The organism is Rhizobium sp. SG741, assembly GCF_012275435.1.
In the GTDB taxonomy this organism is placed as follows: domain Bacteria; phylum Pseudomonadota; class Alphaproteobacteria; order Rhizobiales; family Rhizobiaceae; genus Rhizobium; species Rhizobium lusitanum.
In genome coordinates this window covers 183,282-208,036 of sequence record NZ_JAAZQP010000006.1, presented here as the reverse complement: position 1 = coordinate 208,036, position 24,755 = coordinate 183,282, and the positions used below count along the sequence as shown (strand labels likewise).

The 24,755-nt window shown below is 61.3% G+C and carries 23 protein-coding genes and 1 riboswitch; of the genes, 10 read left to right on the top strand and 13 right to left on the bottom strand.

The window, feature by feature from the left end; translation table 11 throughout:
- Positions 1 to 77: 77 nt before the first annotated feature.
- A complete protein-coding gene (locus FHT29_RS17445) occupies positions 78 to 1,412 on the bottom strand; it encodes a four-carbon acid sugar kinase family protein (RefSeq protein ID WP_168599920.1) in 1,335 nt (444 codons plus the stop codon).
- 5 nt (positions 1,413 to 1,417) lie between these two features.
- Entirely contained in the window at positions 1,418 to 2,677 is a 1,260-nt protein-coding gene (gene oiaX, locus FHT29_RS17440) for a 3-oxo-isoapionate-4-phosphate decarboxylase OiaX (RefSeq protein ID WP_168599919.1), read from the bottom strand.
- Between the two features lie 184 nt (positions 2,678 to 2,861).
- Here oiaX and FHT29_RS17435 point away from each other — a divergent pair, with 184 nt between their 5' ends.
- The 3 genes from FHT29_RS17435 to FHT29_RS17425 all read left to right on the top strand — a co-directional run bounded on the left by FHT29_RS17435 (position 2,862) and on the right by FHT29_RS17425 (position 4,967).
- A complete protein-coding gene (locus FHT29_RS17435) occupies positions 2,862 to 3,566 on the top strand; it encodes a transcriptional regulator NanR (protein ID WP_037197433.1) in 705 nt (234 codons plus the stop codon).
- A gap of 110 nt (positions 3,567 to 3,676) precedes the next feature.
- Positions 3,677 to 3,889 (top strand): hypothetical protein, encoded by a 213-nt coding sequence (locus FHT29_RS17430; RefSeq protein ID WP_047560250.1) that lies wholly within the window; start codon positions 3,677 to 3,679, stop codon positions 3,887 to 3,889.
- 205 nt (positions 3,890 to 4,094) lie between these two features.
- On the top strand, positions 4,095 to 4,967 hold the full coding sequence (locus tag FHT29_RS17425) for an undecaprenyl-diphosphate phosphatase (protein WP_037197435.1): 873 nt from the start codon (positions 4,095 to 4,097) through the stop codon (positions 4,965 to 4,967).
- 9 nt (positions 4,968 to 4,976) lie between these two features.
- Here the strand turns inward: FHT29_RS17425 and phaZ are convergent, their stop codons facing one another.
- A complete protein-coding gene (gene phaZ, locus FHT29_RS17420; protein WP_047560247.1) occupies positions 4,977 to 6,191 on the bottom strand; it encodes a polyhydroxyalkanoate depolymerase in 1,215 nt (404 codons plus the stop codon).
- A 122-nt stretch (positions 6,192 to 6,313) separates the two neighbouring features.
- Between phaZ and FHT29_RS17415 the strand changes: the two genes are divergently transcribed.
- Complete coding sequence (locus FHT29_RS17415; protein ID WP_037197561.1) at positions 6,314 to 6,967, top strand: glutathione S-transferase; 654 nt, start codon at positions 6,314 to 6,316, stop codon at positions 6,965 to 6,967.
- A 33-nt stretch (positions 6,968 to 7,000) separates the two neighbouring features.
- On the opposite strand, the gene FHT29_RS17410 is transcribed toward FHT29_RS17415, so the two are convergent.
- The 4 genes from FHT29_RS17410 to thiM are packed head-to-tail and all read right to left on the bottom strand — an operon-like array spanning position 7,001 to position 10,015.
- Complete coding sequence (locus tag FHT29_RS17410) at positions 7,001 to 7,765, bottom strand: 3-oxoacyl-ACP reductase (RefSeq protein ID WP_168599918.1); 765 nt, start codon at positions 7,763 to 7,765, stop codon at positions 7,001 to 7,003.
- Positions 7,762 to 8,583, bottom strand: coding sequence for a bifunctional hydroxymethylpyrimidine kinase/phosphomethylpyrimidine kinase (gene thiD / locus FHT29_RS17405; RefSeq protein ID WP_168599917.1), 822 nt, complete (start codon positions 8,581 to 8,583; stop codon positions 7,762 to 7,764). The genes FHT29_RS17410 and thiD overlap by 4 nt, the downstream gene beginning before the upstream one ends.
- Positions 8,580 to 9,215 carry a thiamine phosphate synthase gene (gene thiE / locus FHT29_RS17400; RefSeq protein WP_113102260.1) on the bottom strand — a complete coding sequence of 212 codons (636 nt, stop codon included), beginning with the start codon at positions 9,213 to 9,215 and terminating at the stop codon, positions 8,580 to 8,582. The genes thiD and thiE overlap by 4 nt, the downstream gene beginning before the upstream one ends.
- Positions 9,212 to 10,015, bottom strand: a complete 804-nt coding sequence (gene thiM, locus FHT29_RS17395) for a hydroxyethylthiazole kinase (protein ID WP_037197442.1) — start codon at positions 10,013 to 10,015, stop codon at positions 9,212 to 9,214. The genes thiE and thiM overlap by 4 nt, the downstream gene beginning before the upstream one ends.
- Positions 10,016 to 10,062: 47 nt before the next feature.
- Positions 10,063 to 10,159, bottom strand: a riboswitch (TPP riboswitch).
- Positions 10,160 to 10,393: 234 nt separating this feature from the next.
- On the opposite strand from thiM, the gene FHT29_RS17390 reads away from it, so the two are divergent.
- From FHT29_RS17390 to FHT29_RS17380, 3 genes are all read left to right on the top strand, one after another.
- Positions 10,394 to 10,540, top strand: a complete 147-nt coding sequence (locus FHT29_RS17390; protein WP_077468184.1) for a DUF1127 domain-containing protein — start codon at positions 10,394 to 10,396, stop codon at positions 10,538 to 10,540.
- A gap of 498 nt (positions 10,541 to 11,038) precedes the next feature.
- Complete coding sequence (yghU, locus tag FHT29_RS17385) at positions 11,039 to 11,914, top strand: glutathione-dependent disulfide-bond oxidoreductase (RefSeq protein ID WP_037197562.1); 876 nt, start codon at positions 11,039 to 11,041, stop codon at positions 11,912 to 11,914.
- 219 nt (positions 11,915 to 12,133) lie between these two features.
- Positions 12,134 to 13,750 carry a hypothetical protein gene (locus FHT29_RS17380; protein ID WP_047640819.1) on the top strand — a complete coding sequence of 539 codons (1,617 nt, stop codon included), beginning with the start codon at positions 12,134 to 12,136 and terminating at the stop codon, positions 13,748 to 13,750.
- Positions 13,751 to 13,770: 20 nt separating this feature from the next.
- Here the strand turns inward: FHT29_RS17380 and FHT29_RS17375 are convergent, their stop codons facing one another.
- Positions 13,771 to 15,147: a sigma-54 dependent transcriptional regulator gene (locus tag FHT29_RS17375; RefSeq protein ID WP_037197444.1), complete on the bottom strand. Its 1,377-nt coding sequence runs from the start codon at positions 15,145 to 15,147 to the stop codon at positions 13,771 to 13,773.
- On the bottom strand, positions 15,144 to 17,006 hold the full coding sequence (locus FHT29_RS17370) for a sensor histidine kinase (RefSeq protein WP_047560230.1): 1,863 nt from the start codon (positions 17,004 to 17,006) through the stop codon (positions 15,144 to 15,146). Before FHT29_RS17370 ends, FHT29_RS17375 begins: the two co-directional genes overlap by 4 nt.
- A gap of 234 nt (positions 17,007 to 17,240) precedes the next feature.
- Here FHT29_RS17370 and FHT29_RS17365 point away from each other — a divergent pair, with 234 nt between their 5' ends.
- A complete protein-coding gene (locus tag FHT29_RS17365; RefSeq protein WP_037197446.1) occupies positions 17,241 to 18,569 on the top strand; it encodes a dicarboxylate/amino acid:cation symporter in 1,329 nt (442 codons plus the stop codon).
- A gap of 336 nt (positions 18,570 to 18,905) precedes the next feature.
- Positions 18,906 to 19,406: an NUDIX hydrolase gene (locus FHT29_RS17360; RefSeq protein ID WP_312865301.1), complete on the top strand. Its 501-nt coding sequence runs from the start codon at positions 18,906 to 18,908 to the stop codon at positions 19,404 to 19,406.
- Between the two features lie 25 nt (positions 19,407 to 19,431).
- Here the strand turns inward: FHT29_RS17360 and FHT29_RS17355 are convergent, their stop codons facing one another.
- From FHT29_RS17355 to FHT29_RS17340, 4 genes are read right to left on the bottom strand one after another with little or no spacing between them, the layout of a single operon-like run.
- Positions 19,432 to 20,625 (bottom strand): FtsX-like permease family protein, encoded by a 1,194-nt coding sequence (locus FHT29_RS17355; RefSeq protein ID WP_112442690.1) that lies wholly within the window; start codon positions 20,623 to 20,625, stop codon positions 19,432 to 19,434.
- Between the two features lie 5 nt (positions 20,626 to 20,630).
- Entirely contained in the window at positions 20,631 to 21,782 is a 1,152-nt protein-coding gene (locus tag FHT29_RS17350) for an FtsX-like permease family protein (RefSeq protein WP_168599916.1), read from the bottom strand.
- 5 nt (positions 21,783 to 21,787) lie between these two features.
- Positions 21,788 to 22,471, bottom strand: a complete 684-nt coding sequence (locus FHT29_RS17345) for an ABC transporter ATP-binding protein (protein WP_168599915.1) — start codon at positions 22,469 to 22,471, stop codon at positions 21,788 to 21,790.
- Position 22,472: 1 nt separating this feature from the next.
- Positions 22,473 to 23,567, bottom strand: a complete 1,095-nt coding sequence (locus FHT29_RS17340; RefSeq protein WP_168599914.1) for an efflux RND transporter periplasmic adaptor subunit — start codon at positions 23,565 to 23,567, stop codon at positions 22,473 to 22,475.
- Positions 23,568 to 23,726: 159 nt separating this feature from the next.
- Here FHT29_RS17340 and FHT29_RS17335 point away from each other — a divergent pair, with 159 nt between their 5' ends.
- Positions 23,727 to 24,746: an AraC family transcriptional regulator gene (locus FHT29_RS17335; RefSeq protein WP_112442674.1), complete on the top strand. Its 1,020-nt coding sequence runs from the start codon at positions 23,727 to 23,729 to the stop codon at positions 24,744 to 24,746.
- Positions 24,747 to 24,755: the final 9 nt, after the last annotated feature.

The following is a 24,755-nucleotide window of genomic DNA, read 5'->3' as shown; positions in this document are numbered from 1 at the left end:
TTTCAAGGCGTGGTATCGTAAGTGGTATGATGAGTCAATGAGTATGCCATTGGCTAAGTCAAAAAATGGCATGCGGGCTACGAGCTTCTCCCATCGCGGATCTGCGCAAAGTAATCATCGGTTCCGACTTGGCCGCCCTTGAGTGCGATCTGCAGACCGTTGGTCGGTGCGTGGTTGCCGTGCGCAGTGCAGAGCGGCGATCCCGGCGTCTGCGGCAATGGCAGCAAGGTGGTCAGTGCATCGACGCGCAGTTCTTGCAATGCGTGGCTTGACGTATCGCCGCCGGCGATGACGGCACGGCCGAGACCTTCCTGTTCGATCAGCCGCCGTAGAAGAATGCCGAGGGCCTGCCCGAGGCGGTGCCGCGCGCCGGGAATTCGATCGATATCGCCACCCCGGTCGGCCGAGGGGCCAAGTGCCGTATGGAGAATGACGCTGCGGCCTTCCTTCAGGCTCGCAATGCCGGCATTGGCTGCCTTCTCCAGGGCGCGTTCGGCGTCTTCGCCGACCAGCTCAAGCGGATCGACGCCGATACCGTCGAAGCCGTCGGCCACCGCGCGGCGGATCTGGCGTTCGGTCGTCGGCGATACGCTGCCTGAGACGACCGCGAGACGTTCGACTTTGCCAGGCTGCTGGAAGTCTGGCTTCGGTCCGATCAATCCTTCGTCGCGCCAGGCGTTCAGAAGGGCATATTCGACGCCTGAGGAGCCGGCGACGAAGGAGCCGCCCTTGTTTTTAAGGCGCCATAGCTGACGGCCTGCGGCTGCCTGCGTTTCCGTGCTGTCAACATCCATGAGGAGGATGCCGTCATCTCCCTTTACAAGCCTGTCGATCCGCTCGTCCGCGTCTGCCGCCACGATGGTCACGAGATCAGCAAGGCTGACGGGGAGGGAGGTCTGCTTGCTCAGATGCACGGTAAGATCGGCCTCGTCCATCGGCGTGACCGGATGCCGGCTCATCACCGGATGGCGGTCGATGCGGAAGACCCGGCCTTGATAGGCGGCAAAGAGGTGACCGAAGGCTGTATAGCGTTTGAGCTGCGGCGCGCCGACGATGACCGGTACGACAGGCTGGTTGAAGAGCATCTTTCCGATCTCGATCGCCCTGCCGATATTCCCGACCTTCGGACTGGAATCGAAGGTTGAGCAGACCTTGTAGTGGCAGATCCCGGCGCCCTGGCTTTTCAGCCATGCGAACGCCGGCGTCAGATGCTCGTCCATCCATTCCGGCGTCTCGCTGCGGCTGGTGCCTGCGACACCGATGGCGCGGCAATCCTTGAAACGCTCCAGCATGGCTGCGCTCGGAATGCCGAGAAACAGCACGGTCGGGACACCGTTGGAAGCAAGCGCCTCCATGACATCGGTCGAGCCAGTGAAGTCGTCGCCATAATAGCTGAGAAGAAGATTGGGCATTGCTGTCAGGCGTCCTTGCCGTCACTGAATTTTGCGATCGAGGCGGCAAGCTCCGGATGGTTCTTGGCGTAATCATCAAGCGGGATGTCAGCAACAGCTGCCTGCCAGGCCTGCTGGATGGCCCTAACGCCGGCCGCAGTCCCGAACGGATGGCTGACAATGCCACCGCCGCAAAGATAGAGAAGATCCGTGGTCCGGCCGGTGCGCCGATAGGTTTCCGGAGCCTGGCCTCCCCACTGACCGGAACCCGCCACAGGGAGCGGACAGTCGGATGGATCGAAGAGCGGCGTGCTGATGGCCTTGAAGGATTCGACGAAACTGTCGTCGGGCTCCCAATATTTGACCCTGATGCCATTGATCTGGAACTGGTCGACGCCGAGCAGACGCCAGAACTGCTGATAGACCTTGAAATCCATGCCGGCGCCGGGGTGCCGGGTCAAGACGTCCCAGCCGTTGCGATGCGCGTGCAGCACCAGGCCGGAGCGCTTGCGCAGGAAGCTCATGCCGCCGAAGCCGATGGAATTGATGTTGACAACGGCGCAATTGCCGCCGGCCTTCAGCACGAGATCATGGTTGCGCATCATCTCGTCGGGATCGGCGTGCGAAATGCCGAAGGCGTACATCACCTTCTTGCCGGTCTTCTGCTCGTGATCGAGGATGAGCGGCATGATCGCCTCGACGCGCTCTTTTAGCGGCGAGTAGGCGGGGCTCATCAGCTTCTCGTCGTCCTTGATGAAATCGACGCCAGAGCCGATCAATTCGCCGACCAGGTCAGCCGTTTCCTTCGGCCGCAGGCCGAGTGCCGGCTTGACGATGGTGCCGATGATCGGACGACCGCTGACGCCGGTCAGCCGCAGGCTGCCGGCTACGCCGAATTGCGGTCCTGGATGAGCGTCGCGAAAGGCTTGCGGCAGCTTCATGTCGACGACGCGGATGCCGGTCATGCCCTTGATCGAGTAGACGCCGCCGATAGTGATGGTCATCAACGCCGAAATATCGGTGCCGATCGCATCGAGCGGAAAGGCGATATCGACATCGGCACGGCGGATGCGGCCGTGACCTTCGGCAACTTCCGGCCATGTCGGTCGCTCGGCGTCGGCAAGCGGGCGGATCGCCGTAACGCGGGCGGCCACCCGCGATTTGAGCTCTTCCGTCTCGCCAGGCACCGCCACGAACGTGCCGGTCGATTGATCGCTGGCAATCTTGCGGGCCATCGCCTCGATGTTGCCTGACGTTTCGATACGGTAGGTGATGGTGATGGTCATAGGGACTGACTGCTCCTTTCGCCGACGATTTTCGCGTGGCGTAAACTGGTGAAGTGGTATAATGAGTATCCCAACTTCTGCAACGATTTTTTTGCTCGTTAGCCGGCAGGCTGTTCCGTATGGGCTTTCTCGACGGCAGGCAAAAATGCATAAGGAAAGAAAAGCTTTGAGCAAGCGGGGTTCCATGGGCCAGCCAGTAGAACAAATTGTACGTCGAAAGCTGTCCGACGAAGTATTTGATCGGCTTGAACGGTTGATTACATCGGGAGAACTCAAGCCGGGCGACGAAATGCCATCCGAGCGCGTCCTTATGGAGCGTTTCGGCGTTGGGCGTCCGGCGATTCGCGAGGCGATGCAGGCACTTGCCAATATGGGGTTGGTGAACATTTCCCATGGTGAGCGGGCAAAAGTGTTGCAACTCACCGCCAAGTCACTCTTCCGGCAGGTCGATCTGACGGCGAAAATCATGCTGTCGCAATCGACGGATTCGCTGGAGCATTTGAAGAGCGCCCGCATTTTCTTCGAGCGCGGCATGGCGCGCGAGGCAGCGGTGCGCGCAACCGAAAAGGATATCGCCGATCTCCAGGAGATCATCGAACGGCAGCGCGCCTTTCTCGGTCATGCCGAGGAGTTCATTTCAGCCGACATGCAGTTTCATACGCGCATCGCGCAGATTTCCGGCAACCCGATTTTCGCAGCCGTCAGCGAAGCCATGCTGGCCTGGCTGAAGACCTACCATACGGACATGCTGATCTGGACGGGCAAGGAAAAGTTCACCCTGGTCGAGCACGAGGAAATCCTTGGACGGCTCGCCGAAAACGATGCGGATGGCGCGGAGGCGGCGGTATTGAAGCATCTGGAGCGGTCGCGCGCCCTTTATACCAAATAGGCGCTTTTTCTTCAGGACGCCCGCCATTTACGGTTCGTGTGGGCCTGTATATTTGTCGTAATTTCTCCTCAATCTTCGTGGTATCTGCCGAAATGTAGAAGAGGTGCGTGATGATCAATTTTATTCATCGGAACATGGCGTTTGTCCTGGCTCCCGTCATGACGGTGCTCGCCATAGCTTTTTATAATCTGCTTTCCCTGCTGGTCAGGCATCATCACAACATTCTGCATGGTCTTCATCATGTGATCGGCGCCGTCGTCCTTTGCGTCGTGTTTTATGGCATCATCCGCTACATGCAGTCGCTGCCCGAGGACGATAGCTAGAATTCCATCAGACTTTGGAAAATAAAGCTGACAATTTCAGATAGGGTTCAGCCTGCCCGACTATCGTCGCCCCGATTCTGAGCGCGAGATCGGTAATGCATTCGACATGTGCCACCGATAACACGTCGGAAAACTGTTTCGCAGCAAAGTTCATTGCGCCCTTCCGGCGCTAAGCCCCCCACTTAAGAACTGAGGATATCGAAACGTGGCTGATGTTTGTACGCAGGGCGTGGACACGGGCTTCGTCGCCCTGGGTTATGCCAAAATAGCTTTTCTGGGCGTCGTGCAGGGGCTGACGGAGCTGCTGCCGGTCTCCTCGACGGCCCACATGCGCCTGGTGCCGGCCTTGCTTGGCTGGCAGGATCCGGGCTCGGCGTTCTCGGCGGCGATGCAGCTTGCCGCGCTGGCGGCGATCATCTCCTATTTCTGGAGTGATGTCCGCTATGTCACCTTCGGATCGCTCGATGCCATAAGGCAGAGAGATTGGCGCTCGCCCGCGATGCGGCTTGCGATTGCCATCATCATCGCCACCATCCCGATCGTCATTGCCGGCCTGCTGCTATCGTCTTCGCTCAATGCCTGCGGCACGTCGTTTCGCAGCCTCTGGGTCATCGGTCTCGCCTGTCTCGTCATGGGCATTCTTCTGGCCGTCGCGGAACTCTACAGCCGACATACGAAGGACATGGAGCAGATGACCCTGATGGATGCCCTGTTCGTCGGCATCACTCAGGTCGGCGCCCTCGTTCCAGGGGTCTCTCGTTCGGGCTCCACGCTGACAGGCGCCCTCTTCCTTGGCCTGAAGCGCGACGAAGCGGCGCGGTTTTCATTCCTGCTCGGACTTCCCGCCATCGCTCTTGCCGGGCTGAAGGAGCTGTTCACGCTCTACAAGGCTCATATTCCAATGGAGGCGTGGTCGGTGCTGCTCGTCGGGCTTATTGTCGGCAGCATCTCGTCCTTCGTGGCGATCTGGGGCTTGATGCGCTTCCTGGAACGCTTCTCCACCTGGCCCTTCGTGATCTACCGCATCGTGCTGGGCGTCGTCATTCTCTTCGGCGTTCTGACCCTGGGTTGGGCTTGAGCGGCTGCGCTATTCCATCGCGAGGATCATGTTCCGGACGATGGGATAGATTTCCGTTTCCCAGCGGCGGCCGTTGAATACACCGTAGTGTCCGACATTGGCCTGAAGATGGTGCCGTTTCAGATGTGGCCGCAGCGATCGACAGAGATCGTGTGCGGCCGAGGTCTGGCCGAGGGCGCAGATGTCGTCGCGTCCGCCCTCGACCGTTAAAAGAGCCGTCTTGCGGATCATGCCGGGATCGACCTTTTGGCCACGATAGGTAAAATCTCCCGTCGCCAGCTCGGCTTTCTGGAACACCCGGTCGATGGTCTCGATATAGAATTCCTCGGTCATGTCGAGTACGGCAAAATACTCGTCATAAAAGGTCTTGATCTTGGCGGCCTCGGCCGTCTCGCCCTTGGCCAGATGCTCGTAGAGCTTGCGATGGGCGTCCTGATGGCGCTGCATGTTCATGGCCATGAAGGCAACGAGCTGCAGGAAGCCAGGATAGACACGTCGGCCGCCGCCCGAATAGCGCCACGGCACATTGCTGATGAGCGAATTTTCGAACCAGGCGAGCGACTTGGACACGGCAAGCTCGTTGACCTCGGTCGGGCTTTCGCGCGGATCGATCGGACCCGCCATCAAGGTCATGGTCCGAGGCGTCGCCGGATGCCCGTCTTCCGACATGACGGCAACCGCCGCCAGTACCTGCACGCAGGGCTGACAGACGGCAAGGACGTGCCCGCCTGGGCCGATCTTCTCCAGGAAGCGGATGATGTAGTCCACATAATCGTCCATGCCGAAAAGTCCGGCGGAGACAGGCACATCGCGGGCGTTCGCCCAGTCGGTTATGTAGACATCGTGGTCGCGAAGCAGGGTTTTCACCGTGCCGCGCAGGAGCGTGGAGAAATGGCCGGAAAGCGGCGCGACCACGAGGATCCTCGGTCGCGGTGTATCGATATCGGCGGCAAAGCGCAGAAGCTTGCCGAAGGGCAGATCGAGCGTGGTTTCAATGGTTATGGGTACATCGCGATTTCCCACCCTGACGACGTCGATGGCAAAGTCGGGCCGCTTGTGGGTGATCTCGTAGCGGGAGATCATTTCCAGCGCGGCAGAAAAGTGCTGCGCCATCTCGCCAGCCGGTCCCCAGAACATCGGCGCAGAGAATATTTGCAGGCGCCGCGCCAGATCGCGCAGGGGCGCAATGAGATCATCCTGGAATTGATAGGCTTGATAGAGCATGGCCGACGTCTCCCGCACTGCCAGAGAAATGCGGCAGTGCAAAAAAGCTAGTGCAATATGCCGCGCTATGCGAGAAGATTGTTATGGCAGACCATTATTTGTCCGGCACGGATTGGATCGCGATGACGCAGGCGACACTGACGATTTCCTCGAAGAACTATTCCTCCTGGTCGCTGCGTGGCTGGCTGCTATGCCGCATGGCCGGCCTGGATTTCACCGAAATGCTGGTGGAAATGAACGATGAGGCCCGCCAGGAGCTTCTTCTTCTATCGCCATCGGTTCTCGTGCCGCGACTGACCCATGAGGATGTCACCGTGTGGGACACGCTGGCGATCGCGGACTATCTGAGCGAAATCGCTCCGAAGGCGGGGCTATGGCCCACTGAGCGGGTTGCCCGTGCTCTCTGCCGCTCCGTCTCCGGCGAGATGCACTCCGGCTTCCATAATCTGCGCTCGGCCCTGCCGATGAATCTCAAGGCGCGGCATGCGAGCTTCAAGATATTTTCGGGCGCACGCCCCGATGTGGAGCGGGTGAAGACGATCTGGACAGACTGCCTCGACGCCAGCGGCGGTCCCTGGTTGTTCGGAAAGGCGCCGACCGTCGCCGATGCGATGTATGCGCCGGTCTGCACGCGCTTCCGCACATATGCAGTGGAGCTGGAACCGAGACTGGCCGCTTATGTCGAGACGGTGCTTGCCTGGCCGCTGATGCGGGAGTGGACCGAAGGGGCCGTGGCTGAGCCGGACGAGATCATCGAACTGGAAGTGGAGTTCTGATCGCCGGCCGGCGCGCCGCTTCGCTGCGGATCATTATCCGAAGACAAGCCCGCCATCGACGATCAGGTTCTGTCCGGTGACGGCGCGCGCCCAGGGGCTTGCGAAGAATAGAACCGTGTCGGCAGCTTCCTCAGGCGTAGTGACACGGCGCAGCGGCGTGTTCGCTGCGATGATGTCGAAGACCGCTTCGGGCGTGGCGCTGCTGGCATCCGTGGTGCGCAGCAGGCCGCCGGAGACCATGTTGATGGTAATTCCGAGCGGGCCAAGTTCGGCGGCGGCCGTCCGCGTCAGCGACAGCAGCGCCGCCTTGGCCGCCGTGTAATCGTGATAGGGCACGACCGGATTCTGGAAGAGGTTGGTGCCGATCGTAACGATGCGGCCAAAGCCCGCCGCCGCCATCGCCGGCCGCGCCGCCTGTATCAGGTTGAGTGCACCCTGCAGAGCGGTTTCGAGCTGCGTTGCCATTTCGGCCCAACTCAGTGCGTCCAACTTCGAACGCGCGTCGCCATTGAAGCTGAAATCGGCGAGCGCATTGTGGACGATCGTGGTCGGGGCTCCGAAATGGGCCGTCACGTCTGCCACGAGTTGTTTTGTTTCGTCGAGGCTGCGGATGTCGGCCCGAAACGCCTTTGCGTGGTCGCCAAGCCGTGCTGCAAGCGCCTCCGCCGGCTCCCGGCTGGTGCGGTAGTTGACGGCAACTTTGGCGCCTTCGCGGGCAAAGGCTGCTGCGATCGCGGCGCCGAAACCGCGTCCGGCGCCAGAGACGATGACGACTTGTTCGTTGAGGGGCAGGTTCACTTCGATATTCCTTCCATGTCAGACCAAAGCGCGTAGAAATGCTGGACAGGGCCATGGCCGCTGCCGACCGAAAGCTGCCCTGCGGCTGCAACCGCGCCTGCGAGGTACTGTTTGGCGGAGGCAACGGCTTGCGGCAGCGGCAAGCCCTTGGCGATCTCGGCCGCAATTGCGCTGGACAGCGTGCAGCCGGTTCCATGCGTGTTCTTCGTCGGCAACCGCTCGGCTTCGAACCAGGTGAGGGTGTCAGCGCTTGCCAATATGTCCGGACTTTCATCACCTTCGAGATGGCCGCCCTTCACGAGGACTGCCGCCGTGCCGAGATCGGCTAGAGCGTGCGCCTGACACGCCATGTCTTCGCGGCTTTTCGCCTCGGCTTCATGCAGCAGGGCAGCCGCCTCCGGCAGGTTCGGCGTCAGCACCGTCGCCAGCGGCAACAGCCGCCGGGTGAGCACGTCAACGGCATCCGCTGCAAGCAGGGTGGCACCGCCCTTGGCGATCATCACCGGGTCGAGCACGATGGGAACATCGCGATGTCGCGCCAGAATGTCGGCAACGGCCTCGGCGATCCCAGCATTCGCGATCATGCCGATCTTGACGGCATCGACGCGTATATCGGCAAAGATGGCTTCGATCTGATCGGCGACAAATTGCGGTGGCACCGAATGGACGCCGGAAACGCCTTGCGTATTCTGGGCAGTCAATGCCGTCAGGACAGCCATTCCATAGACGCCGCGTGCCGAAAAGGCCTTGAGATCGGCCTGGATACCGGCGCCGCCGGAAGGATCGGAGCCGGCGATGGAGAGAACGTTGCGGATCATCTGCGCGCCTCCTTGACGGCTTCGGCGATAAGGGCCGTGGCGGCTACGGGATCGGCCTTGCCGCAGATTGCCGAGACGACCGCCAGTCCGTCCGCTCCGGCCGAAAGGACATCGGCTGTGTGTTCGGCCTTGAGACCACCGATGGCGACGACAGGAACCGGGCAGAGCCTGATGATGCGGGCAAGGCCGTCAAAGCCGATCGGCTGCTTGTGGTCGGGCTTGGTCGGCGTGGCAAAGACGGGGCCGACACCAACATAGTCGACGATCTCGGCATCGACGGCCGAGGCCAGAGCTTCCGTCTCCACCGAGAGACCGAGGATCATCTCCGGCCCAATCATACGGCGGGCGGTTTCGGCGTCCAGATCTTCCTGCCCGATATGCAGGCCATCGGCGCCGATGGCGATGGCCGCCTCGACATCGTCATTGACGATGAGGCGGGCGTTGCTTCCGGCCAGCGCCCGCTTGAGCGAAAGGCCGGTATCGATCATGGCTGCGGTTGAAGCATGCTTGTCACGCAGTTGCACGATGGTCGCACCGCCGGCGACCGCCGCACGGGCTGTCTCGACCATGCCGAAATCCGCACAGAGTATCGGATCGAGAACGAGATAAAGCGAAAGGTCGAAGTTTTTCATGCGAGCATGATCCTCGCTTTGGCGGTGAGCGCTTCCGCATCGAGGGCGGCCAGCGCGTCGAGGAAGCGCCAGGAAAAGGAGCCAGGCCCATCGGCGACGGTTCCCGCCTGTTCCCCGGCAACGGCAAAGACGGCAAGGGCCGCCGCCGTCGCATCGAAGGGATTATCGGGCGCAGTCGCCACAAAGGCCCCGACCAGGCAGGTCAGCGAGCAGCCGAGGGCCGTGACCTGCGGCATCAGCGGCGATCCGCCTTCTATGCGTCGCGCCTTGTGGCCATCGGTCACGAAATCGGTGACACCGGTCACGGCAACCACGCATCCATGTCGTTCGGCGAGTTGCCTGGCCGATTGCTCGGCCAGCTCGACGGGATCGCGGCTATCGACGCCCTGGCCGTGGCTGATGCCTCCTGCGAGCGCGATGATCTCGGACGCGTTGCCGCGAATGACCGTCGGCTGCAGGTCCAGCAATTGCGCGACTGCCCTGCGCCGGAATGCGGTCGCATAGTGAGCGACCGGATCGAGCACCCAGGGCCTGCCGGCCTGTCTTGCCGATTGCGCGGCCGACAGCATGCCGACAAGCCATTCGGCCGACAGCGTGCCGATATTGATCGTCAGCGCGGCGGAGATGGCGGCGAACTCGGCCGCTTCTTCCTCGGCATGGACCATGGCCGGCGATGCGCCGGCGGCAAGCATCACGTTGGCGGCGATGTTCATCGCGACGAAATTGGTGATGCACTGCACCAGCGGCGGATTCGCCCGCATGGCGCCGAACAGAGTGCCGGCAGTGGTTTGGTCTTGCATATCGCCCCTTTCGGGCGGGCGAGACGCGAGGGGCGGCATAGGATGTTGCAGAACCCCGAGCGACTCCCTCCGCCAGCATGATCTGGTTCAGGTTCAAAGGGTGCTTCTCAGCCTGCCGGATAGCAGACGCCCCTGTCTCTCAATGCCGTTGTTTTCGCAGACAAAGGCTGCCCTGTCATCAATAAATCGCAAAGACATTGGGGGCCGTGCCGGAACAGCCTTGCAGGTTCTGCATCAACCCATGCACTTTATGCATGGGTGCAGTGAAGCCTTGGCGCTGCAAAAGGCGAGGGGCTTCCACTATATGTTTCTCATCGAAGCGAATGGAGCGCCAAGGACGGCAGCTCAGCTTCGAATGCCCGAGGAAAGGGGATCATCATGAACGTAGCACGCTCTTTCAACAACTGGCGCAAGTACCGTCAGACGGTCGCCGAATTGGGCCGTATGTCCACGCGCGAACTGCATGACCTGGGTATCGATCGCGGCGAAATCCGCAATGTTGCCCGTGCAGCCATCGCGGGCTAACGGCTCGAAACGCTGATCTGCAATCTGCATGTTGCCAGCGCCTGCTTCCTCCCGGGCAGGCGCTTTTGTTTTGTCCGCATGACGGCTGTCACTGTTTTGTATGCCGAAATGTTATGCGGTCGAGCTTTCCGCTTTTCGCATAGCGCATAACTGCCTTGCAAATAAATGCCTATGAAGTGAGCAAAAGCCAGGTATTATGATTTTCATCGAAGCGATGCACCTCCTCCCGCATCCCTTCGCTTTGCAGGCGCCCTACTCCTCCTCCCAAGGTCGTCTGCGCGAACAGCGCCACTCCTCCTCCCGTGCGCTGTTCATTTATTGTCGAAAGCCTGCCGCACCTCCTCCCGCGGCAGGCTTTTTTCGTTTTATCCAGGGCCATCCAAAAAGCAGCTCGTGCTCCTCTCGTAAAAATGAACAGCCGCTACTATGTGCGACAGAAGTAGCGCGCTACATCGATGACCACGCTCAATTCGATTCACTGAAAACGAGAGGATGCCCATGACCGGTTCTGCCGAATACACGCCGCCGAAAGTCTGGACCTGGAACAAGGCGAATGGCGGCCAGTTCGCCAATATCAACCGTCCGATCGCGGGGCCGACCCACGAAAAGGAATTGCCGGTGGGTCGTCATCCCCTCCAGCTTTATTCGCTCGGAACGCCGAATGGCGTGAAGGTCACCATCATGCTCGAAGAGCTGCTGGCGCTTGGTCATAGCGGCGCTGAATATGATGCCTGGCTGATCAAGATCGGCGAGGGCGACCAGTTCGGCAGCGGTTTCGTGGAGGTCAATCCCAATTCGAAGATCCCCGCCTTGCTCGACCGCAGTGGCCCCAAGCCGATCCGCGTCTTCGAATCGGCGTCGATCCTGACCTATCTCGCCGAAAAGTTCGGCGCCTTCCTGCCGACCGAACAGCCGGCTCGAGCCGAATGTTTCTCCTGGCTGTTTTGGCAGATGGGCAGCGCGCCCTATCTCGGCGGCGGTTTCGGCCATTTCTACGCCTATGCTCCGACGAAGATCGAATATGCGATCGATCGTTTCGCCATGGAAGTGAAGCGCGAACTCGATGTGCTCGACCGTCGTCTGGCCGAAAGCGAATATATTGCCGGCAGCGAATACACGATCGCGGATATGGCAATCTGGCCATGGTATGGCGGCCTGGCCAAGGGCTGGCAGTACGGAGCAGCCGAATTCCTGCAGGTGCAGGATTACAAGAACGTCCAGCGTTGGGCGGAGCAGATATTCGCACGACCGACCGTCAAGCGCGGACGCATGGTCAACCGCATGTCCGGCGATCCTTCCGAACAGCTGCGCGAGCGCCATGACGCCAGCGATTTCGACACGAAGACGCAGGACAAGATCGCGCCCGCCGGCTGACATTCCATTTACTTTCGATCGTCATGAGCTCGCGGCCCAAAAGCCGCGAGTTTTTTGTTTTGTTCGGTCCTGAATGCCGGGTGATTATGCCCGGCAAGTCAGCCTCGCTCCATCTTGTTTGGCCTAATGTGCGGCTGCTGGCAGGGTTCTGTCGGCAGACTTGAGCGCGATGCACCCATGCAAAGCGTTCCGAACAGGATGCCAGAGGAATGCTTCTCCATGCCGCAAATCGTTGACGACCGTGCCCTGGACAGGAACGTGGCCGCAGGCGCGCCGTTGCAGCGATCGGGCAAAGGAGAGGAGGCTCTTCTAAGAAGTCTGATCTCGGGCGGCGACGAGCGGTTGGATTGCGATGAGGCTACCGGCCTCAATATGTATGGCCATGGCCCGTCGCCTCGTCCGCGCGACCTCGCCTTCGGCTCGTCAACGGCCTCGACCATTTCTGCCGCAGCGTTTTCCACGGTCGGCGCCTACTATGCCGACCTGCTGCGCGAAATGGAAAGTGCTTCGGCCACGGAGATCTATGAGCGCGAGATTGGCAGGGTTCGCCATGATCTGCTGCGTCTGCTCGACCTCAATCAGGCTGCGGGGCAGGCGCGCGTCGATGCAATATTGGCGACTTCGGGCACTGACATCCATCTCTTTGCCGCGGCACTTCTGGCGCGCGAGGATGACCGCGCGCTGATGACGATCACGCTGATGGGCAACGAAACGGGCAGCGGCGTGATGACTGCCTCGTCCGGACGGCATTTCATGAACCGTGTCAGCAGTGAACGGGCCGTCGCCAAGGGCGAGGAGCTGCAGCTCGGCGAGGCGACGCGGAATACGACCGTAGCCGTCCGCAACAAGGACGGCTCCCTGCGCACGGACGAGGAGGTCGAGGAGGAACTGCGGGGGCTGATCGAGCTTGCCCGCGCGGCCGGCCTCCGGTGCCTGCTTGTCGTGACGGACGTGTCGAAAACCAGCTTGCTGGCGCCGAGCCTGGAAACGGTCCTGCGCCTGAAGGAGCGTTTCGGCGCCGTGCTCGACATCATGATCGATGCCTGCCAGTTCCGGCTGTCGGCGGCAACGATTCGTGCCTATCTCGCCCGTGATTTCATGGTGGCGGTGACGGGTTCGAAATTCCTGGCTGGGCCGATTTTCAGCGGCGCGCTATTGTGCCCGCCGGCAATCTCGGAGCGTTTCAGGCATCGCACCGTGCCGGCGGCACTTGCCGACTATTGCGGCAAGGCGGAGTGGCCGGAAGGCTGGGCAGCACGCGAATCGCTGCCGGATCGCGCCAATTTCGGTCTATTGTTGCGCTGGAAGGCGGCCCTGTTCGAGCTCGAACGCTTTGCCGGTCTTCCCGAGGAGAAGGTGATTGCGATTCTCTCCGCCTTCGCCGGAGCGGTAACCATCCGGCTCAGGAGCGATCCTGCCTTCGAACTCCTGGACAGCCGGCCGTTGGATCGGAGCCATCTGTGGGGGGAAACGTCAGTTCTTCGTTGGGATGAGATCCCTTCGATTTTCTCCTTCTACCTGTGCCATCCTCACCATGAAGGCCTGTTGACGGCAACGGAAACCGCTGATGTCTACAAGGGCTTGGCCGTCGAGCAGGGCGGGTTGGCGGCGGTGCGCCTCGGTCAACCCGTTCGTTGTGCCGATTTTGGCGATATGCCGGCAAGTGCGCTTAGAATCTGCCTGAGTGCGCCGCTGATCGTCGCGGCCTGCGAAAGTACCGAAGCGCTTGCCGGCTTGATTGCCGAGGCGATGACGGTTCTCGATCGAACGGCCGACATGGCGGCCCGGCAATCGGGTAAGCGCGATGTTGCGCCGATGCGGGTCGCAAGCGCATAGCCTGTCATCCGCCAGGCGGCCTATGAGCTCCGCCGGTCATCCCCGTCAAAGCCGGCGAATTCGCCCCTGACGATGCCGTGCCGCTGCAGCTTGTCGTAGAAGGTCTTTCTGGGGATGCCGAGCGCTTCGATGGTGCGGCGGACGTCGCCATTGTTTTGCGACAGCGTCTCGCGAATGAGTTCCGCCTCATAGCGCTCGACCCGGGTGGGCAGCGATAGTCCGGAATCCGTGGCAGGCGCGTCGCCCGATTTCGGCATTGCCGTCGTCTCGAGACCGAGCACGAAACGTTCCGCGAAATGCGCCAGTTCGCGAACGTTTCCCGGCCAATCGTGCTGCTGCAAATGGCGGCGCACGGCGGCGGAAATGGCCGGCGCATCGCGTTTGAAACGGCTGGCGGCACGCTCCGCGAAATAGCCGAACAGCAGGGGGATATCGTCGCGTCGCTCGCGCAGTGGCGGAATGGAGAGGGTGACGACGTTGAGGCGATAATAGAGATCTTCGCGAAAATCACCGCGCTGGCTGGGATCACCGAGATCGACTTTCGCCGCCGCCACCACGCGCAGGTCGACGGGGCGCACCTCGTTCGTGCCGAGCGGGGTCACCTCGCGCATTTCAAGCACACGCAGCATCTGCACCTGTATCGCCGGCGGCATGCTCTCGATCTCGTCGAGAAACAGCGTTCCCGAGCTTGCATGCTCGATACGTCCGACGCGCTTCTTCTGCGCGCCGGTGAATGCGCCCGGCTCGTGGCCGAAGAGTTCGCTCTCGATCACGGTTTCGGGCAAGGCACCGCAATTGAGCGCGACGAAATTGCCCTTCGCGCGGCGGCTCCAGCGATGCAGCAGGCTTGCCACGACTTCCTTGCCGCTCCCCGTTTCGCCTGTCACGAGCACGTCGACATCCGTATCGGCAATCTGCCGCAATGTATGGCGCAGGCGTTCGATGGCCGGGGTCTGGCCGATCAGCGGCAGATCGCCCTGCGCCTGTTCGGCGGCGAGGCGGAGCGAGCGGTTTTCCAGCACGAGCCGGCGCTTTTCGGCCGCACGCCGCACGCTCTGCACCAGCCGGTCCGTGGCGAAGGGTTTGGCGATGAAATCGTAGGCGCCGTCCTGGATCGCCTGCACCGCCATCGGAATGTCGCCGTGACCGGTCACCAGGATAACGGGGAGATCGGCGTCGCGCTCCCTGATGCGGGCGAAGAGCTCCTGCCCATCCATCTGCGGCATGCGGATATCGGAAACGACGACCCCGGCGAAGCCGGGATCGAGGGCGGCGAGGGCATCGCCTGCTGCTGCGAAAGCGGAAACGGCAAAGCCCGCGAGCTCAAGCGTCTGTTTCGTCGCTTTCAACAGATCCTTGTCATCGTCGATGAGAAAGACCGGGGAACTGTCGTTCATGTCGTGGCCCTGCGCAAATGGATGGTGAAACGGGTGCCGTCAGCGTTGCTTTCGACCTCGATGTGGCCGCCATAGTCGACGACGATATCCTTGGAAATGACGAGGCCGAGGCCCAGACCCTTTTCCTTCGAGGTATTGAACGGCGTAAACAGCGAGTCGAGGATTGCCGCTGGAATGCCAGGGCCGTTGTCAGAGACGACAATTTCGACATCATCGGATGTCTCATGCACCGAGACCTCGACTTTGGCCCGATCCTGGCCCTCGAGGGCTTCCAGGGCATTCTGAAAGAGGTTGATCAGGACTTGCTCCAGCCGGATCCGCGTGCCGACGACGGTGAGCCCCACCGGCGGCAGTTCGATCTTCAGAGCATCGAGATGGCCGGCGAACCGGCTTCGCAGCAGTATGACCGCGCCTTCGATCGCGCTTCTGAGGTCCACCGGCTCCGGCGCTGTCCTGCCCTTGCGGCCAAATGCCTTGAGCTCTTCGGTGATGGCGCCGATGCGCTCCGTCAGCGCCGCGATGGCGGACAGATTGTCCTTGACCGGCGCCGTCTGCTGCCTGTCGAGGAAGATATGTGCATTCTCCGCGTAAGCGCGGATCGTCGCGACAGGCTGGTTGATCTCATGGGCGACGCCGGCGGCGACCTGGCCGAGAATGGCGAGACGGTTGGCCTGCACGAGATCCTGTTGCACGCCCTGGAGCTTCGCCTCCGTTGCACGATGGTCGGCAATTTCCGCTTCCAGACGGTCGCGGGCGCGACTGAGATCCTCGGTGCGCTCCAGAACGCGCCGCTCCAACTCCTCGCGGGCGATTCTGTTGACGGCGATCTGCATGGCGGAGACGTCGCGGCGGCGCAGGAGAAAAGCGGCGAACGCCAGGATCGGCAGCAGGACGGTCAAGGTGAGAAAGCGTGTCTCCCTTACGGAGGATGCGACCGCCTGATCGGTCGGGATCAGATAGCCGAGCTGCCAGGGTGTCGATGGGATCGTGGTCGTCAGCCGCAGATACTCGGCGGCGCTGCTGCCGGGCAAAACGGCGCGTACAATGGCCGCATCCGGCCCTACTGCTTGCGGACGGCTGATCGGCAGCGGCGAAAGGGGCGCTGCGCCGAATTGCAGGCTCTTGCGGATGGTCGCGGCCTCTTCACGCGAAAATGGTGCTGTCGTCATGAAACGCCAGGAGGGCAGGCTGGTAATCAGGACGACGCCACGCTCGTCGGTGACATAGGCCGGGCGTCCGGTCTCGCTCCAATCGGCCTCCAGCTGGTCGAACTCCATCTTGACCACGACGACGCCGAGCGCGGAATCGGCGTCACCGACGCGCCGGGAGATATAGAGGCCGGGACGATTGCTGACGTTGCCAAGCGCGTAGTGTTCCGCAGTTCCCGTCTCCATGGCTTTGCGGAAGTAGTCTCGGAACGAATAGTCGTTGCCGACGAAGCTCAGCGGCTCTCGCCAGTTGCTGGAGGCCATCGCGACGCCATCTCGGCCGGTGACATAGAGAACCGCGGCGCTCGTTCCAGAGACCAGGCTTTCCAGTTTGCGGTCAAGGGCGGCGACATCATCGGCCTGTCGCCCGGCAAGCGCATCGCGCACCTGCTGATCGTCGGCCAACAATAGGGGCAGCGCACGGGGTCGCTCAAGCACCGCCCGCAAGAGAGCCACTTTGAGGTTCGCATCCGTATGTCCTTGCCTCTGCAAAGTTTCGATGGCGGAGAGGCGGCCGTAGAAGCTGGCGCCGTACAAGGCGGCTGCGATGACGGCTGCGCATAAGAACGCAAAGACAAACCAGACCCGGCGGGAGCGGCGGCCAAGTTGCTCTGGCGTCAGAAATCGTTCCGTGGTCGGGCGCTGCAGCATTCCTCATATTGTGCACGATTTCGCGCGCGCCGCAATTCGAGATGTGCGGATTTTCGCACATGTTGTGAGGGGTGTTATCGCGGCGGATTCTTAAATCTTGAAAAATCAAATAGTTACTTCTGGTCCTCCCATTTGGCACGCTCGTTGCAGTGAAAAGCCTAACAGTCGGAGGCTGTTGAATTCTAGTCGTCGCCCGGAGGGCCGAGAAATCGGTTGGGCTTAAAGGAGGACATCATGATTGCTCCCATCGCTGCCGCCGAAACGCGCGCGAAACTTCCCTTTTACCGGCATCTTTATGTGCAGGTTCTGACCGCCATTGCTGCTGGCATCCTGCTCGGCCATTATTATCCGCAGCTCGGCACATCGCTGCAGCCGCTCGGCGATGCCTTCATCAAGCTGGTGCGCATGGTCATTGCGCCCGTTATTTTCCTCACGGTCACGACCGGTATCGCCGGTATGTCGGACCTGAAGAAGTTCGGTCGTGTCGTCGGCAAGGCGTTCATCTACTTCCTGACCTTCTCGACTTTGGCGCTTATCGTCGGCCTCATCGTTGCCAACGTCGTGCAGCCGGGTGCTGGCATGCACATCAATCCTGCAACCCTGGATACCAAGGCCGTTACCAATTATGCGGCGCAGGCCCATGATGCCTCGGTCGTCGGCTTCCTGATGAACATCATCCCGGATACGATCGTCGGCGCCTTTGCCAAGGGCGATATTCTCCAGGTGCTGTTCTTCTCGGTGGTCTTCGGTATCGCGCTCGGCGCCGCCGGCGAACGCGGCCGCCCGGTTACCGACTTCCTGCAGGCACTGACCACGCCGATCTTCCGCATGGTTGCGCTGCTGATGAAGTTCGCTCCCATCGGTGCCTTCGGTGCCATGGCCTTTACGATCGGCAAATATGGTATCGGCGCGATCGCCAACCTGGCGTTCCTGATCGGCACCTTCTATCTGACGTCCATCTTTTTCGTGCTCGTCGTGCTCGGCGCCGTCGCACGCTACAACGGCTTCTCGATCCTGGCGCTCATCCGCTATATCAAGGAAGAGCTGCTGCTGGTGCTTGGTACTTCCTCGTCGGAAGCCGCATTGCCCGGCCTGATGAACAAGATGGAACGCGCGGGCTGCAAGCGCTCCGTCGTCGGCCTCGTCATTCCGACGGGTTATTCCTTCAATCTCGATGGCACCAACATCTACATGACGCTGGCGGCGCTCTTCATTGCGCAGGCGACCGATACGCCGCTGGCGCTTGGTGACCAGATCCTGCTGTTGCTCGTGGCCATGCTGAGCTCGAAGGGTGCGGCCGGCATTACCGGCGCGGGCTTCATCACACTTGCCGCCACGCTTGCAGTCGTGCCTTCGGTTCCGATCGCCGGCATGGCCCTGATCCTCGGCATCGACCGCTTCATGTCGGAATGCCGCGCGCTGACCAACTTCGTCGGCAACGCGGTGGCCACCATCGTCGTTGCCCGCTGGGAGAACGAGCTCGATCAAACGAAGTTCGCCGCGGCCATGGCCGGGCAATTGAGTGAAGAGATCGAGGTGCCGGCGCTGCAGGCGGCCGAATAGGCTTTTGCCAATCCTCCACAATGTAAAACGGCTCCTCCACGGGGCCGTTTTCAGTTTGCGTGGCCGCATTGTCACATCAGGCGCAGACCGACGATCGCTGCGCGGCTCGCCATATCAATTAACAGCCATCTTCATAAAACTGTCACGCCAACGGCTCACAGCATGGGGTTGAGAGTTGGGAATTTCGGCAGAGTCGCATGCAGGACAGGAGAGCAGCGTGTCGCAGAAAATCTTTGTGAGCGCGCGCCGACCGGCTTTGGGCTGGCCTTGCTTCTGGCGACATTATTACGGGTAGCCGAGGGCATGGCATCTTCCATCTCAGCGCAGGAAAAAGCCTTGAAGCGTTCGGGGAGCTTTCTGTCCGAACTCGCCTCCCATACCGATGCGCTGTTTCGCGGCCGCGCCTATGAGCAATATGCAGCCATCTGCTACAGAAAGTCTGCCGAGCGCGATGCACCGGAAGTTCTGGTCGTCACCAGCCGCGAAAGTGGCCGTTGGGTTGTTCCCAAAGGCTGGCCGATCAAGGGCAAGAAGCCGCATGAGGTAGCGGCCATCGAGGCGTTTGAGGAAGCCGGCGTGCGCGGAAAGGTAAAGAAGAAGCCTTTCGGCTATTTCACCTATGTAAAGCAGCTTGACGACGGCAAGGACGTTCCTTGCGTGGTCGAGCTGCATCTGCTCGAGGTCGCACAGATTTTCCAGGACTTTCCCGAACGTGGCCAGCGCCGCAGCGAATGGGTTTCCTTCATCGAAGCGGCGAGCCGTGTGCGCGAACCGGAACTCAAGGGCCTTCTGCTCGCAGCCGAACGAAAAATATCCAAGGCAAAGGCAAAGAGATAGCCGAGCGGTGTGCTCGCATTGCGGTTCATGTTCTGCCGCTCATCGCCAATCGCAAGGGGATCCGAGTGGCGGCGATGGCGGGAACGGCGCCGCCGATCGCGCCGATGGCCAGCGCCAGCACTGCGGCCTTGCCAATGAGGGGAGGCGAAAGGATCAGCTGGAATCCGATCTGCGTGCGATCGAGGCTTATCGTCGATGCGCTCCAACCGTTGAGCACGAGATAGGAAATGGCGATGCCGCTCAGGCAGCCCAGCGCCGTCAGGATCATCGCTTCGATCCAGGTGCTGGCAAAGGCGGCACGCCGGCTGAAGCCGATCGCCCGCGCCGTGGCAATCTCGGTGCTGCGATCCGACACGGAGCTGGACATGGTGGTCATAGCGCCAACTGCAGCGCCCACAGCCATTATGACGGCGAGCGGCCAGCCGAGCAAAAGGATGAGCTTCGACGTGCGTTCGGCGAGCGCTGCGAAATAGTCCTGCTCCGAGCGCAGCGTCAATGCGATCTGCGGCATGCCGGCCGCCATGGATTGCAGGGCGGGCAAGGCCTGCGGCGAAGCGAGTTTCACACGGATGCTCTGAATCTGGTTGGGCCGGTCGAACAGCGTCTGGACCACGCCAAGGTCGCCCAGCATTTCGGATTCGAAAGCAGATCCGCCCGCGTCGAAGATGCCGACGACCGTCCATTTCGATGTGCCGAGCGTCAGTTTCTCGCCGATGTCGAGCCCCTTGTAATCGAGACTGAGCCGGCGGCCGACAACGATCTCGCTGGTGCCGGGTGTGAATGTGCGGCCGCTGACGATGCGCACGTTCGGTCGCACATCGAGGCCAAATGGACCGATGCCGCGCAGGGACAACGTGGCGGAAGAAACACCGGATTTATGCTGGATATCGACGGGCACGACCATTTCCGGCGATATCAGCGCCACGCCTTTGGCATTGGTCGCGAAACCGCCTGCACCGTCCAGATAGTGAAGTTGCGAGATGTCGATCCGGCTCCCGAGCTCCGTTGCGGCACCCTTGCCAAGGCCGATGGCGATGTCCGGGGAACCTGCCTGCATGAGGGATAGCCGGAAGCCGTTCGACATTGCCAGGAAGCCGAGCAGAACGGTCACGACCATGGCGACCGAAAACACCAGGGACAACGACATCCATTTGCGGCGATGGAGCGATTTCAGATTGGATGCGGTAAGGGCAAGGATCTGGTTGATGATAGTCGTCATCGTCGTCACTTCTCTCTCAGGGCTGCGTGGGGAGGCGCTCGCATGGCGCCGTAAGCCGGTATTACGGCAGTCGCAGCCGCCAGAACGGCGGATAGGCCGATGGCCTGCAGCACGGTTGCAGGGGCAAGCGACATGTCCGGCACGACCGTGTGCAGCGGCTCCCGCAGCAGGATGATCGCGGCATAGGCAAGGCAGACCGCAAGGGCAAGGCCGGCTGCAAACAGACTGAATGTCTCGGCGAGCACATTGCCGAGAATGAAGCGGCGCGAGAAGCCCAGCACCTTTAACAGGCCGATTTCCTTCGTTCGCTCGCGAATAGCGAAGACCATGGTATTGGCGACGATCATCAGAATGGTGACGAAAGCGACGCCGACCACCAGCCGCACGATGGTCGCTATATCGGCAAACTGCGCGATGAAATCCCTCATGAATTCAGCCTCGGTTCGCGTCCGGGTCTGATAGGCGGAATTGGCAAAGAGCGTATCGACTGCTTTGATGACGTCGTCGGCATGCGCGCCGCTCCTTGGCAGGACGCCGAAGTTGCTGACGGTATCGCGATCGACGCCGCGCTCCGAATTGATGTAGTCGTAGCGCGCCATCACAAAATGCGTATCGGCGGATTTTCGGCCATCCAATATGCCGGCAATCTCGAACTCGAAGTCCGAACTGCCATCGGCCCTGAAGAAACTTGACGTGTTCAGCGTGATTTTCTGCCCGACCACCCAGCCTTCCTGGGTGGCGATGCTTCGCCCGACAATGACGCCGTTGCGGGTTTGGCGGAAGCGGGCGAGAGTCTCGGCGGAGATATCGTACTCGTCGCCGATGAAGGCGGGGAAACTGTCGGGTTCCACCGCCGTCAGCCCCAGAAAATTGCTTGGGGTGCGATAGGTTGCGCGGCTGCGCGCCATGTAGGTTGCGCTGGCAATCCCAGGCAGGGCGAGGATCTTGTCGTAATAGCTGATCGGCAGGGGTAGGGCACCCCCGATCTTGTTGCTGACGACGAGCCGCTCGGACTCGACCTCGCCGCCAAGGAAGCCACGCTCGAAGCTCGTCAGCACGAGATAAATGAAGAAGGCGATGGCGATGCTGGTGATCAGCAGCGCGCTGCGCACCGGTCTGCGCGTCATGCCGCGGCGAATGAACGTCAAGCGATGCATGGCGGTTACGCAGCCTCCGCTTCGATGAATTTGCCCTTGTCCAACCGCAGTTGACGCCGGGCAGAATGGGCGGCGGCGGCGTCATGCGTCACCATGACGATCGTCTTGCCAAGCTCGGTATTGAGGATGCGCAGCATGGTGAGCACTTCGTCGGCGGATTCACGATCGAGATCGCCTGTCGGCTCGTCGCAGAGCAACAGTTTCGGATCGCTTGCCAGTGCGCGGGCGATGCCGACGCGCTGCTGCTGGCCGCCGGAAAGCTCCGAAGGCAGATGCCGTCGCCGGTCGGCAAGGCCGAGCATGGACAGAAGCGTCTCGACCCGTTCGCGACGCTGGCGCGCACTGAGGCTCGTCAACAGCAGCGGCAGCTCGACATTCTGTTCCGCCGTCAGCATCGGCATCAGATTGTAGAACTGAAACACGAAGCCGACATTGGCCGCGCGCCATCTCGCCAATGCACTTTCGCTCATCCGGCTGAGGCGGGCATGCTCGAAATCGATCTCGCCTCGGTCCGGGCGATCGATGCCGCCGATCAGGTTCAATAGTGTCGATTTTCCCGACCCGGACGGTCCGACGATGGCGACAAAATCGCCCGGCGCAATCGTCATGGTCAGATCGGAAAAGATCGTCACGGTGTTGCGTCCGAGCCGGTAGTTCTTGCGCACGTTGCTGATCAAAATGCCGTCCATCTCAGTTTCCTTTCTCGTCCGCCTTCGCCTGAAGGCTCGGTGGGTTCAGCGTCACTTTCGCCGCCATGTTCGGCAGCACGCCCGAAGGCGCCGTCAGGAATTCGAGACGCGCGGTCACGGTGCCTTTCTGCATCGACGCAACGGGTACGATCGTTGTCACGCGCATCGTGAATTGCCGGTCGGGAAAGGCGTCGAGAACGGCGATCGCAGCCTGGCCAGCCTCAATACGTGCGGCGTTGGATTGGGCGATATCGACGTCGATGGCCAGCGAAGCCGGATCGAGAAGCGTCGCAATGCCATCTCTGGGCCCGCCGCCGTCCGTCCCCGAGGCGACCATGTCTCCAAGACCAGCCAGCCGGGCAACGATGACGCCATCGAAAGGAGCGACGATGCGATGGAGCGATATGGTGTTTTCCTGCCTCTCCACCTGAAGCCGCGCGGTCTCGGCTGCCTGTCTTGCGCTGTCGAGATCATTGGATAACTGCAGAACGGCAAGTTCGTCCGTGTCGAGGTTGCTCTGGGACGCCGCGCCGCGATCGGCGAGTTGCCTGGTGCGTGCCAGGGTCCTTTGCGCCTTTGCGAGCGAAATCTGGTTGCGCTGCACGGCAATGAGGGCGGCGGCGGCCTGTGACCTTGAGATCTTCAGCTCGATCTCGCTCGTCGTCGTATCGAGCCCTGCAATGACTTGACCGGCAATGAAATGATCCCCGACATCCAGTGGCAGGGAGACGACCTTACCGCCAACCTCGGGCCGCAAGGTGATCATGCGCCCGGCGACGACATAGCCGGAGCCGATCACGGCCTGGGGAAGGCTGGCGATGGGTACGGCTGTGACGGTGTCTCCATTCCGCGATGATGTGTCTGCCGTCGCAGGCGATACGGAACTGGTCGCGATCGAAGACGAGTACTTTACCGGTTTATCGATGGCGAGCTTCGATGGCAGGCAGACGATGGCTGCCGGTATCGCGATCGCGCTCGCCAGAATGAGGCTGCGGATTGCGAGCCGTCGGCTTGCCGCAGCGCTGGCGGGCGGGCTCTCGGGGCGATCGATTGCCAGGGAACGAAGTCGGGTAGCCATGTTTGCGTCGGCGCTCATCGCGGTCTCCAGCTTGTTGCGTCGCCAACATCGCCGTACAAGTCAGCGGATGCGACCTCGATCACGATTCAGGACGTCCCGGATCGCGATCTGGATCGCCTGAGGTCGCGAGTCACGTCATAGTGGCGGCCGATCACGAATGATCGTGGAAGGGGTCTCATGCTGTTCGTGCCGTTGCCGTTCGTCGTCGCGTTGCTGCTTCTGCTGCTGCTTCTGGCAATGCTGCGGCGGGATGACGGCATGGCCACCAACCGACCTTTCCTCGTGCTGCTGGCACTCTGCTGCGTGCAGTCGGTCCTTGTCGGCTTGCGCTGGGGTTACGATCTACCGGTCGTCGGCCGCCTGACGCTTGCGCTCGCGACGATCATGCCGTCACTGGTTGTCGCAGGTGTCATGCACCTCGGTGCCGCTGGCCCGCGCCGCTGGTCCGAGCGCATCGGTCTCTATGGTTTCCCGCCTGCGATCATCGCGCTGCTGATCATTATCTGGCCCGAGGCGATCGATATCGCGATGATACTGATCTATCTCGGCTATGCCAGCGCCTTGCTCTGGCTGATGCGCGCCGGCCCCGACGTGCTGCCGCTTGCTTCCTTCGAGACGGCTCAGCCGACCCATCGAGCCTTCGTCTTTGCGGCGGCGACGCTGAGCTTTTCGGCGGGGATCGACGCGCTTGTCATGTTCGATTTCGAATGGACCCAGGGCGCTCATGTCGGCAAGATCCTCAGCATCGCCAATCTTCTCGGCCTGTTCATGCTCGGCATGGCAGCAGCCGCGGCCAGCCGGAATTCGACCGTGAGAGATATTGTCGACGTTGCGCCGGTTCCGGATACGGCGGAAGACGCAGAAACGATTACCCGCATCGAGGCGCTGATGGGTGAGAAGAAGCTTTATCGCGACGCCAATCTCAATCTCGAGCGCCTTGCCCGCAGAGCCGGCATACCGTCTCGCCGCATCTCGGGCGCCATCAATCGCCGGATGGCCAAGAACGTCTCGCAATATGTCAATGACTACCGCATTGCCGAGGCCTGCCGTCTTCTTGTTGAAACCGATCGGCCGGTGACCGAAGTCATGCTTGAGGCCGGCTTCCAGACCAAATCGAATTTCAACCGCGAGTTTCGCCGCGTCACCGATATGACGCCCGTCGCCTGGCGCGAGAAATGCGCCTATCCCTCAGGCTGAGGCTCGCCG